The sequence below is a fragment of the Lacisediminihabitans sp. genome (assembly GCF_036404185.1).
Lineage (GTDB): Bacteria > Actinomycetota > Actinomycetes > Actinomycetales > Microbacteriaceae > Lacisediminihabitans.
The window spans coordinates 1-9,871 of record NZ_DASWPB010000097.1 but is presented as its reverse complement, the minus strand read 5'-3'; the positions used below and the strand labels follow the sequence as shown (position 1 = coordinate 9,871).

Below are 9,871 nucleotides of genomic sequence, written 5' to 3'. Positions count from 1 at the left end.
CACCGATCCCGCCGGCGTCTATGCGGGGTATCTCGTGTCCGCCGACGCCCCGAAGACGCTGACCACGATCGACTCCCCGCGGCCGACCTCCGACGTCGAGCTCAACCTGCTCAACGTCTTCTACGCCATCGAATGGGTGGTGTTCGCCGGCTTCGCCCTGTTCCTCTGGTACCGCCTGGTGAAGGATGCCTGGGAACGCGAGCAGGAAGAACTCGCGGAAGTAAACTAAGCGCATGCCCCTTCGCCCCAAGGTTTCCGACATCCCGAAAATCCGAGGAGCTCTGAAGTTCTACCGGGTATTCGCCTACGTCACCGGCATCATGCTCCTGCTCCTGGTGCTCGAGATGATCCTCAAATACACGCCGATCGACCGGGAGATCTACCTCGGCGGCCCGACCGGTTTCCTCGCCCTGGTGCCCTGGAACCCGATCGACCCGCGCTCGCTGAGCGGCATCAACCTCTCCACGGGCATCCTCATCGCCCACGGCTGGCTCTACGTCGTCTACCTGATCAGCGACTTCCGGTTGTGGAGCCTCATGCGCTGGCCGTTCAGCCGATTCATCCAGATCGCCCTCGGTGGTGTCGTGCCGTTCCTCTCCTTCATCGTCGAGCACTTCATCTCGCGCCGCGCCGCGCGCGAGCTCGCCGACCTCGATTCCCGGGCAGCCGCGGAGGTTCACCATTAGCCAGACCGATCACCGTCCCGTTCTCGTCGTCGACTTCGGCGCGCAGTATGCCCAGCTGATCGCGCGCCGGGTGCGCGAGGCCAACGTCTATTCCGAGATCGTGCCGCACACGATCACCGCGGAGGAGGTCGCCGCCAAGCGGCCGGCCGGCATCGTCCTGAGCGGCGGCCCGTCCAGCGTCTACGAGGAGGGTTCGCCCGCCCTCGACCCCGGCATCCTCAAGCTCGGTGTCCCCGTGCTCGGCATCTGCTACGGCTTCCAGGTGATGGCGCAGCAGCTCGGCGGCGAGGTGGCCAACACCGGTCTGCGCGAATACGGGTCGACGGCCGTGCACCTCGAGGGCGACGGCGGCCGACTGCTGAGCGGTCAGCCCGACGAGCAGACCGCCTGGATGAGCCACGGGGACTCCGTCTCGAAGGCCCCGGACGGCTTCGAGGTGCTCGCCTCGAGCGCATCGACGCCCGTCGCCGCCTTCGCGAGCGACGAGAAGCGGATGTACGGGGTGCAGTGGCACCCGGAGGTCAGGCACTCGCAGTTCGGCCAGCGGGTGCTCGAGAACTTCCTGCACGACGCGGCCGGCATCCCCGGCGACTGGAACAGCGGCAACGTGATCGCGGAGCAGGTCGCGCGCATCCGCGAGCAGGTCGGCTCCGCCAGGGTCATCTGCGGTCTCTCCGGGGGCGTCGACTCCGCCGTCGCCGCCGCGATCGTGCACAGGGCGATCGGGGATCAGCTCGTCTGCATCTTCGTGGACCACGGGCTGCTCAGGCAGGACGAGCGCCGCCAGGTCGAGGAGGACTACGTGGCCTCCACCGGTGTGCGCCTCGTGACCGTCGACGCCGTCGACCAGTTCCTCGACGCGCTGAAGGGCGTCACCGATCCGGAGACGAAGCGCAAGATCATCGGTCGGGAGTTCATCCGCAGCTTCGAGGCCGCGGCGGCGGATCTGGTCGCCGAGGCCGCCTCGGACGGCGAGCCGATCGGCTTCCTCGTCCAGGGCACGCTCTACCCGGACGTGGTCGAGTCCGGCGGGGGGACAGGCACCGCCAACATCAAGAGCCACCACAACGTCGGCGGCCTGCCGGAGGACCTGCAGTTCGCGCTCATCGAGCCGCTGCGCACTCTGTTCAAGGACGAGGTGCGGGCGATCGGGCGGGAGCTGGGCCTTCCGGAGGTCATCGTCGGCCGCCAGCCCTTCCCGGGTCCCGGTCTCGGCATCCGCATCGTCGGCGAGGTTACCCGCGAGCGGCTCGAGCTGTTGCGCAAGGCCGATGCCATCACCCGGTTCGAGCTGACCGCTGCCGGCCTCGATCAGGAGATCTGGCAGTGCCCTGTCGTGTTGCTCGCGGACGTCCACTCCGTGGGGGTTCAGGGCGATGGGCGCACCTATGGCCACCCGATCGTGCTGCGGCCGGTCTCGTCGGAGGACGCCATGACCGCCGACTGGACGCGGCTGCCCTACGACGTGCTCGCGCACATCTCGACCCGCATCACCAACGAGGTCACCGGGGTCAACCGGGTGGTCCTCGATGTCACGTCGAAGCCGCCGGGGACGATCGAGTGGGAATGACCGCTCGCTGAGGATCCCTACCGGGACACGACGTGGATGGTGATGCCGGGCAGATCGAGACCTGCCCACGCCGTGTCCGCCGTCACGGCGATGCCGCTCACGGCCTCGGCGAGGGCGAGACAGGCACGATCGCCGAAGGAGAGTCCCCTGTGCCGGGTGAGCGGCCACAGGGCGGCGTTAGAGACGGCCATCGCCTCGTCGAAGGGAACCGTTCCGAGTCCCGCTTCGCGAAGCGCGGTCGATACTTCTTCTGGGTCGATCCCTCGTTGCGCGGCCTTCTGCAGGATCTCGGCCAGATTGACGGTCGAGATCAGTGCGCCGTCGAAGAAGCCCAGCGCCTCGGATGCACCCGGCTCGTTGTTGACCACGGCGAGCACAGCCGACGCATCGAGCACGTTCATTCGGTGTCTTCCCGCTCCGCCTCGGCGCGTCGCTCGGAGATCAACTCATCAACGAGGGAACCACTCGGACTGCGAGGCGCCTCTCGGAACATCCGTTGCAGCCTCGCGACCGCCACCTCCCGGGTGGTCATGACGACGTCATCTCCATCGAGCCGAAAGGTCAGGGTCGTACCGGGCACGAGCCCCAGTATCTTGCGAATGCGGGCAGGGACCACGACGCGGCCCTCGGCGCTCAGCGTCGATGTCTCGCTTCGGGACACCGCTATCTCTGCCATGAAAGGAATTCTATGGCAGGAGTGCGATGATGTCGACAAAAAAGAGGCCCGCTCCAGAAGGAGCGAGCCTCTTATCTGCGAAGGAACGAGGACTACCGGCGCAGGATGGCGAGCATCCGCAGGATCTCGAGGTACAGCCAGACGACGGTGACCATGATGCCGAAGGCGGCCGTCCAGGCGTAGGCGCGGGGTGCGCCGCGCTGCACGCCGGTCTTGATGCTGTCGAAGTCGAGCACGAGCGAGTAGGCCGCCATGATGATGACGACCACGCCGATGAGCAGGCCGAGCGGGATGCCGAAGATCGTCGCGCTGCTGAGGCCGAAAGCGTCCCGGTTGACGCCGGTGGCGATGAGGATCACGTTGATGATCGAGAAGACCGCGTAGCCGACCATCGCGATGAGGAACACCTTGGTGGCCTTCCTGGAGGCGCGGACCTTGCCGCTCGCGAACAGGGCGAGGGTCACCCCCACCACCGCGAGGGTGCCGATGACCGCCTGGACGGCGATGCCGGGGAAGCGGCTCTCGAAGAACACCGTGATGCCGCCGACGAAGACGCCCTCGACCGCTGAGTAGCTGAGCACCAGCGCGGGCGACGGCTTCCTCTTGAAGATGTTGACGAGCGCCAGGCCGAAGCCGACGAGCGCGGCCGGGACGGCGAGGGCGGGGACGAACCAGCCGACACCGGCGCCGATGAGCAGGAAGACGAAGGTCACGACGATCTTGACGACCGTGTCTTCATAGCTCATGCGGTCGGTCTCGACCGGGGTGGCCGATGGCCGGCTGTAGAGCTCGGTGAGCTGCTCCGCCGTCGGCGTGACGGGCGACTTCGGCAGCTTCGCGGCGATGCTGGAGCGCTCGGAGAAGGCTGGGGAGTTGTTGAAAGCCGGGTTGGAGGATGCCATGCCACCAGGCTAACGGAGCGGCCGCGCCCGCTGGCTGGGGATTTGCCTGCTTTTCGCCGTGGATCGGCCCATCCACGCGGCTCCCACGATCACGATGAGCGAGACGCCGACCACGATGCCGCCGTCGCCGTACTGGGGGAACAGCTGGGCCAGCACGATCCCGCTCAGCACGGGCAGCAGCGCCGCGAGATAGCTGAGCGCCGGCCGCTGCCGGTTGTAGAACCAGAACACCAGCGGCAGGACGAGCAGCACGCAGGCGAGCGAGCCGATCAGCAGCGAGCTCACCGCCAGGGCGGAGGGCAGCACCGCCGCGAGCCGGCGGCCGCCGCGCGACGGGAGCACCAGCCAGCCGGCGATGTGGGCGCCGAGGCCGAGGAGGAGGAAGTAGCCGGTGTAGACCGAGGTCGCCTGCACGAGGAGGGCGCCGGCGAGGATGAGCGCGACGGAGAGGACGTAGCGGAGTCGATAACCGCCCCAGCGCAGGGGGATGTCCCTGGCGGGCTCGTGCCATCCGTCGCCGGACCGTCTCTCAGCCATGAGGCGAGAACAGGACGATGGCCACCGTCACGATGAGCGCGATCCCGATCACCGTGACGGCGACCCCGATGAGGACGGCGACGTCGGGCTTGCGCGCCCGGGGCACATCGTCGTACTCGTCGTCGAAGTCGTCCTCCGCGCTCGGCCGGACGGCGGCCGGGATCGCGGTGGTGACCGGAGGCTCCTCGGCAGGCGCCTCCGAGACCGAAGCCTCCGAGACGGCAGGGGCCGGCGGCCCGGGAGGGGTCTCCGGTGCACGGGGCGGAGCCACGATCTCGGGAGCGGCCTCCGCACCGTCGCTGCGGGGAACCGAGGTGCCGCAGACGATGCAGAACTTCCAGGCGGGGTCGAGCTCCGCGCCGCAGTTCGTGCACTTGCTCATGCCGAGCAGGCTATCAAGAGTTCGTAACCTCGATCGTCTAGCGTTGCCCCGTGACCCCCCACCCCATTGTCATCGCCCATCGCGGCGCAAGCGGCTACCGGCCGGAGCACACGAGAGCGGCCTACGAACTGGCCTTCGCTCTCGGAGCGGATGCGGTGGAGCCGGACATCGTCGCCACCAAGGACCGGGTGCTGGTGGTGCGCCACGAGAACGAGATCTCGGGGACGACGGATGTCTCCTCGCATCCGGAGTTCGCGGACCGCCGGACGACCAAGACCATCGACGGCGAGAAGCTCAGCGGCTGGTTCACCGAGGACTTCACCTGGGCGGAGCTCAGCACGCTGCGTGCGCGGGAGCGGTTGCCCAAGGTGCGCCCGGCCAACGTGGCCTTCGACGACGTGCAGGGCATCCTGAGGCTCGGCGACCTGCTCGGCCTGCTCGAGACCGTGGGACGACCGGTGACGATGGTCGCCGAGATCAAACACGCGACCTACTTCGCCTCGATCGGGATGCCGCTCGGCGAGCTGTTCGCGGCGGAGCTCACCGCCGCCGGCTGGGCGCACGACGACCGGCTCGTCGTCGAGTCGTTCGAGAAGTCGGCGCTGCTGGACATCCGGGAACGGGGGATCGGCGGCCGGCTGGTCTATCTCATCGACGCGAAGGGCGCGCCCGCGGACGGTGGGGCTCCGTACGCCGAGTGCCTGACCGAGACGGGCCTGACCGCGATCGCCGCCGAGGTCGACGGCATCAGCGTGCACAAGCGCCTCCTGCTGCCGAAGGACGCTCACGGGTTGACGACGGACCTGGTCGCTCGCGCCCACGCCGCCGGCCTGCTCGTCTTCTGCTGGACCCTCCGGGCGGAGAACAAGTTCCTCAGCAAGGACCTGCGGCGCGGCGGCGCGGCGAGCGACTTCGGGAGCTGGCCCAGGGAGTTCGCCCTCCTCATGGCGACGGGTCTCGACGGGGTCTTCGCCGACCAGCCGGACCTCGCGATCGAGGCACGGGGCCGTCTCTAGGGTCGGTCGCTGCGCCTAGAATTGGGCCAGTCATGACCTTCATCCTGGATCCGGCCGAGCCGGCAGAGTCTCCGCTGCTGGCCGGGCTCAACCCGCAGCAGCGCGAGGCGGTCGAGTACCGCGGGCAGGCGCTGCTCATCGTCGCGGGCGCGGGATCGGGCAAGACCAGCGTGCTGACGCGGCGCATCGCCAGCCTCATCGGCTCCCGCGAGGCGTGGCCGTCGCAGATCCTCGCGATCACCTTCACCAACAAGGCGGCCGCGGAGATGCGCGAGCGCGTCGAGTCCCTGCTCGGCCAGGCGGCGGAGGGCATGTGGATCTCGACGTTCCACTCGGCCTGCGTGCGCATCCTTCGCCGCGAGGCGGAGCACTTCGGCTTCGGCAAGAACTTCACCATCTACGACTCCGCCGACTCGCGCGCGCTCATCAAACGGATCATCAAGGACCTGGATGCCGACACCTACGGCTTCACGGTCAGCAGCGTCGCCGGCAAGATCTCCAAGCTCAAGAACGAGCTGAACGACGTCGAGTCCTATGCCCGCGGCGCGAACTTCAACGATCCCACCGAACGGGTCTTCCTCGACATCTTCCGGGAGTACACCAGGAGCCTGTCCAGCGCGAACGCCTTCGACTTCGACGACCTGATCGGCCAGACGGTCTACCTGTTCCGCGCCTTTCCCCAGGTCGCCGCCCTGTACCAGCGGCGGTTCCGGCACATCCTCGTCGACGAGTACCAGGACACCAACCACGCCCAGTACGCGCTCATCCGCGAGCTCACCCGGCCGGTCAAGCAGGGCGACCTCCCGCCCGACCTGCAGGGGCGCGGCTCGCTGCCGCCGGCATCCCTCACCGTGGTCGGGGACAGCGACCAGTCCATCTACGCCTTCCGCGGGGCGGACATCCGCAACATTGTCGAGTTCGAGCGCGACTACCCGGGGGCGAAGGTGGTGCTGCTGGAGCAGAACTACCGCTCGACGCAGAACATCCTCAGCGCGGCGAACGCCGTGATCTCCAACAACTTCGACCGCAAGGACAAAAAGCTGTTCACGACGGTCGGCGACGGCGACAAGATTGTCGGCTTCACCGGCTACAGCCAGCACGACGAGGCGCAGTTCGTCGCGGACGAGATCACCGAGCTGCACAAGCAGGGCATCGAGTACCGGGACATGGCGGTGTTCTACCGCACCAACGCCCAGACCCGTGCGCTGGAGGAGATCTTCATCCGCTCCGCCCTGCCGTACCGCGTGCTCGGGGGCACCAAGTTCTATGAGCGCGCCGAGATCAAGGACGCCTTCGGCTACCTCATCGCCGTCGCGAATCCGGCGGATCCGATGGCGCTGCGGCGCATCATGAACACCCCGAAACGCGGAATCGGCGGCGTCACCGAGGCGGCCCTGCAGAGCTGGGCGGATGCGCACGGCGTGACCCTCCGCGAGGCGTTGCGGCACGCGGACGAGATGGGGTTCGGCCCCAAGATTACCGGTGCCGTCCTGCGTCTCGGTGCGATCCTCGACGAGGTCGCCCTCACCGCGGACACCGCGCCGGTCCCCGAGATCCTCGCCGCGCTGCTGGAGAAGACCGGCTTCGTCGAGGCTCTGCGCGCCTCCCGGGATCCCCAGGACGAGGCGCGGGCGGAGAACGTCGAGGAGCTCGTGGCGGTGACGAAGGAGTTCCAGAAGAACAACCCCGATGGCACGCTGCTCGACTTCCTCACCGAGACCTCGCTCGTCGCGGCGGCCGACGAACTGGACGACAGCAGCGGCACCGTCTCCCTCATGACGCTGCACACCGCGAAGGGCCTCGAGTACGAGGCGGTCTTCCTCACCGGCGTGGAGGAGGACCTCCTGCCGCACCGGATGTCGGCGAGCGAGCCGGGCGGACCGGCCGAGGAACGGCGGCTCTTCTACGTCGGGATCACCCGTGCCCGCCGCAAGCTCTACCTCTCCCTCGCGATGACGCGGGCGCAGTTCGGCGACGTCAGCGTCGCCATGCCCAGCCGCTATCTGCAGGAGATCCCGCCGGAGCTCATCGACTGGCGCCAGTCGCCTGGCATGGCGACCTCGCGCGGCGGGACCCAGCCGCGGGCGCTCAACGCCCGCCGGGAGGGCTTCGCCGGCGTCGGCTCCGGCTACGAGCGCTCGGGGGCGCCGGGGGCGACCGCCCTTGCCAGGGCGGCCGCGCGGGCGGCCCAGCCCAAGACCGAGTGGGCCAACCGGGTGACCGGCGTCGTGCGCGACAACGGCGACCTGACCCTCGTGGCCGGCGACCGCATCCGCCACGTCGACTTCGGCGACGGCAGGGTGACGGCGGTCACCGGGGTGGGTCCGAAGAGCATCGCCGAGGTGCAGTTCGACACCGCGGGGCGCAAGCGCCTGCTGATCAAGCTGGCCCCGATCGAAAAGCTCTGAGCCGGCGGCTTTCCGCCGTCAGCCGAGCCTGCGCAGGAGGTGGTCCTTCGGCCAGTGCCGGATGCGCCGGGGCAGGCGCGGATAGACCAGGGCGGACAGGCGCAGGAACCGGTCGAACCGGCGCTGTCGGCGTGCGTCCCAGGGCAGGCCGTAGCCCGCGCGGAGCTCCGAAGGCAGCAGGCCCGCGGTGGCCAGGCGGGCGAGCGGCATGGCGGCACGCATCCAGAACGGACCGGTCGTCGGATGCAGCAGCTGGACGCCGACCGCCCTGACCCGCTCGTCGACGCTCAGCGTCGTCAGCCGCCGCTCCCAGTAGTCGCGGAAGGCCGCGCGGTCCGCGGGCCAGAGCCCGGCAGGCATGCCGAGCGCCGTTCCGATGATCGCGTAGTCGCGGTAGACGGCATCCGCCTCCGCCGCCGACAGCGCGCCGAAGATCCGTTCGTGCAGGACCATGGCGGTGTTGTAGAGGGTCGCCGTCACCCACAGCTGCAGCGAGGGGTCCGCGGCGTCGTAGCTCGCGGAGCGTACCGGGGCGTGGGCGGTGGCGACCATCGCGGTGACCCGGTGTGCCTGCGCCGGCGTGCCGAAGACGATCGCGTAGACGTAGGTGAGGGTGTTGCGCAGGCGGCGCAGCGGGTCGGCGGCGAAGGTGCTGTGATCGGCGACCGCGTGCCCGACCGCCGGGTCGGCCAGCTGCAGCAGGATGGCCGTCCCGCCGCCGGCCAGCAGGATGCCCTCCGCGCCGATCCGTCTGAGCCCGCTCGTGTCATCCACAGTTCATTGTCGTCCCGATGGCCTCTCGCGGGTGACCCGTCGGCTAGCCTCTCAGGGGACAGGAATGCAGCCCACGGACGCCCGCGAGGATGCATTCTCGTCCCCTCGCGGCGGTCGACGCCGGAGTAGAGTGCATGATGGCCCAAGTATCTTGACGTCAAACTATCTCGATGTCGAGAAACGATGGCCCCTGACGGCACATGACCTGCGGATTGGACAAGCAGCGTGGATCTTTTCGAGTATCAGGCCAGGGACCTCTTCGAGTCCTATGGGGTCCCGGTCCTGCCGGGCATCGTCGCCGACACCCCCGACGAGGTCCGCGCCGCGGCGGAGAAGCTCGGCGGCACGGTGGTGGTCAAGGCCCAGGTGAAGGCCGGCGGCCGCGGCAAGGCGGGCGGGGTCAAGGTCGCCCACACGCCCGACGATGCGGCGCACGCCTCCGAGGCCATCTTCGGCCTCGACATCAAGGGCCACACGGTGAAGCGCGTGATGGTCGCCGCCGGCGCGCGGATCAAGGAGGAGTACTACTTCTCGGTGCTGCTGGACCGGGCGAACCGCTCCTACCTGTCGCTGTCGAGCTTCGAGGGCGGCATGGAGATCGAGGAGCTCGCCGTGGAGCGGCCGGAGGCCCTCGCCAGGGTCGAGGTCGACCCGCTGGTCGGCGTCGATCTTGCCAAGGCCACCGAGATCGCGATCGCCGCGAGGTTCCCCGCCGAGATCGTGGAGAAGGTCGCCCCGGTCTTCGTCAGGCTCTACGCGGTCTACACCGGTGAGGATGCGACGCTCGTCGAGGTCAACCCGCTGGTGCTTACCGAGGAGGGCGAGATCCTCGCGCTCGACGGCAAGGTCTCGCTCGACGAGAACGCCGACTTCCGCCATCCGGACCACGAGGCGCTCGTCGACAGGGACGCGGCCGACCC

11 protein-coding genes and 1 pseudogene are annotated in these 9,871 nt (G+C 68.8%); 6 read left to right on the top strand and 6 right to left on the bottom strand.

Going from position 1 to position 9,871, the window contains the following annotated elements:
* The 3 genes and pseudogenes from VGC18_RS06805 to guaA all read left to right on the top strand — a co-directional run.
* Window positions 1–229: pseudogene (locus tag VGC18_RS06805) on the top strand (hypothetical protein); the annotation flags it as partial.
* A gap of 4 nt (window positions 230–233) precedes the next feature.
* On the top strand, window positions 234–686 hold the full coding sequence (locus VGC18_RS06800; protein ID WP_331095582.1) for a DUF3817 domain-containing protein: 453 nt from the start codon (window positions 234–236) through the stop codon (window positions 684–686).
* Window positions 682–2,256, top strand: a complete 1,575-nt coding sequence (gene guaA / locus VGC18_RS06795; RefSeq protein ID WP_331095584.1) for a glutamine-hydrolyzing GMP synthase — start codon at window positions 682–684, stop codon at window positions 2,254–2,256. Before VGC18_RS06800 ends, guaA begins: the two co-directional genes overlap by 5 nt.
* Before the next feature lie 17 nt (window positions 2,257–2,273).
* Here the strand turns inward: guaA and VGC18_RS06790 are convergent, their stop codons facing one another.
* The 5 genes from VGC18_RS06790 to VGC18_RS06770 all read right to left on the bottom strand — a co-directional run bounded on the left by VGC18_RS06790 (window position 2,274) and on the right by VGC18_RS06770 (window position 4,753).
* Entirely contained in the window at window positions 2,274–2,657 is a 384-nt protein-coding gene (locus VGC18_RS06790) for a type II toxin-antitoxin system VapC family toxin (RefSeq protein WP_331095580.1), read from the bottom strand.
* Window positions 2,654–2,932, bottom strand: a complete 279-nt coding sequence (locus VGC18_RS06785; RefSeq protein WP_331095578.1) for an AbrB/MazE/SpoVT family DNA-binding domain-containing protein — start codon at window positions 2,930–2,932, stop codon at window positions 2,654–2,656. The genes VGC18_RS06790 and VGC18_RS06785 overlap by 4 nt, the downstream gene beginning before the upstream one ends.
* 92 nt (window positions 2,933–3,024) lie before the next feature.
* Window positions 3,025–3,834, bottom strand: coding sequence for a Bax inhibitor-1/YccA family protein (locus tag VGC18_RS06780; RefSeq protein WP_331095576.1), 810 nt, complete (start codon window positions 3,832–3,834; stop codon window positions 3,025–3,027).
* 9 nt (window positions 3,835–3,843) lie between these two features.
* Complete coding sequence (locus tag VGC18_RS06775; RefSeq protein WP_331095574.1) at window positions 3,844–4,371, bottom strand: hypothetical protein; 528 nt, start codon at window positions 4,369–4,371, stop codon at window positions 3,844–3,846.
* Window positions 4,364–4,753 (bottom strand): zinc ribbon domain-containing protein, encoded by a 390-nt coding sequence (locus tag VGC18_RS06770; RefSeq protein ID WP_331095572.1) that lies wholly within the window; start codon window positions 4,751–4,753, stop codon window positions 4,364–4,366. The genes VGC18_RS06775 and VGC18_RS06770 overlap by 8 nt, the downstream gene beginning before the upstream one ends.
* Window positions 4,754–4,803: 50 nt before the next feature.
* On the opposite strand from VGC18_RS06770, the gene VGC18_RS06765 reads away from it, so the two are divergent.
* Both VGC18_RS06765 and VGC18_RS06760 read left to right on the top strand, forming a co-directional pair.
* Window positions 4,804–5,769, top strand: coding sequence for a glycerophosphodiester phosphodiesterase family protein (locus VGC18_RS06765; RefSeq protein WP_331095570.1), 966 nt, complete (start codon window positions 4,804–4,806; stop codon window positions 5,767–5,769).
* A 32-nt stretch (window positions 5,770–5,801) separates the two neighbouring features.
* Window positions 5,802–8,177, top strand: a complete 2,376-nt coding sequence (locus tag VGC18_RS06760) for an ATP-dependent helicase (protein WP_331095568.1) — start codon at window positions 5,802–5,804, stop codon at window positions 8,175–8,177.
* A gap of 18 nt (window positions 8,178–8,195) precedes the next feature.
* Here VGC18_RS06760 and VGC18_RS06755 read toward each other — a convergent pair whose 3' ends face one another.
* Window positions 8,196–8,951: an oxygenase MpaB family protein gene (locus VGC18_RS06755; protein WP_331095566.1), complete on the bottom strand. Its 756-nt coding sequence runs from the start codon at window positions 8,949–8,951 to the stop codon at window positions 8,196–8,198.
* 225 nt (window positions 8,952–9,176) lie between these two features.
* On the opposite strand from VGC18_RS06755, the gene VGC18_RS06750 reads away from it, so the two are divergent.
* Window positions 9,177–9,871 (top strand): ATP-grasp domain-containing protein (locus VGC18_RS06750; RefSeq protein WP_331095564.1); only part of this gene is annotated, 695 nt, incomplete at its 3' end.

Excerpts from the sequence above, each read along its gene's own strand:
- VGC18_RS06790 (WP_331095580.1), bottom strand. The coding sequence starts at position 2,657 with ATGAACGTGCTCGATGCGTCGGCTGTGCTCGCCGTGGTCAACAACGAG.
- VGC18_RS06780 (WP_331095576.1), bottom strand. The coding sequence starts at position 3,834 with ATGGCATCCTCCAACCCGGCTTTCAACAACTCCCCAGCCTTCTCCGAG.
- VGC18_RS06785 (WP_331095578.1), bottom strand. The coding sequence starts at position 2,932 with ATGGCAGAGATAGCGGTGTCCCGAAGCGAGACATCGACGCTGAGCGCC.
- VGC18_RS06800 (WP_331095582.1), top strand. The coding sequence starts at position 234 with ATGCCCCTTCGCCCCAAGGTTTCCGACATCCCGAAAATCCGAGGAGCT.
- VGC18_RS06770 (WP_331095572.1), bottom strand. The coding sequence starts at position 4,753 with ATGAGCAAGTGCACGAACTGCGGCGCGGAGCTCGACCCCGCCTGGAAG.
- VGC18_RS06760 (WP_331095568.1), top strand. The coding sequence starts at position 5,802 with ATGACCTTCATCCTGGATCCGGCCGAGCCGGCAGAGTCTCCGCTGCTG.
- VGC18_RS06775 (WP_331095574.1), bottom strand. The coding sequence starts at position 4,371 with ATGGCTGAGAGACGGTCCGGCGACGGATGGCACGAGCCCGCCAGGGAC.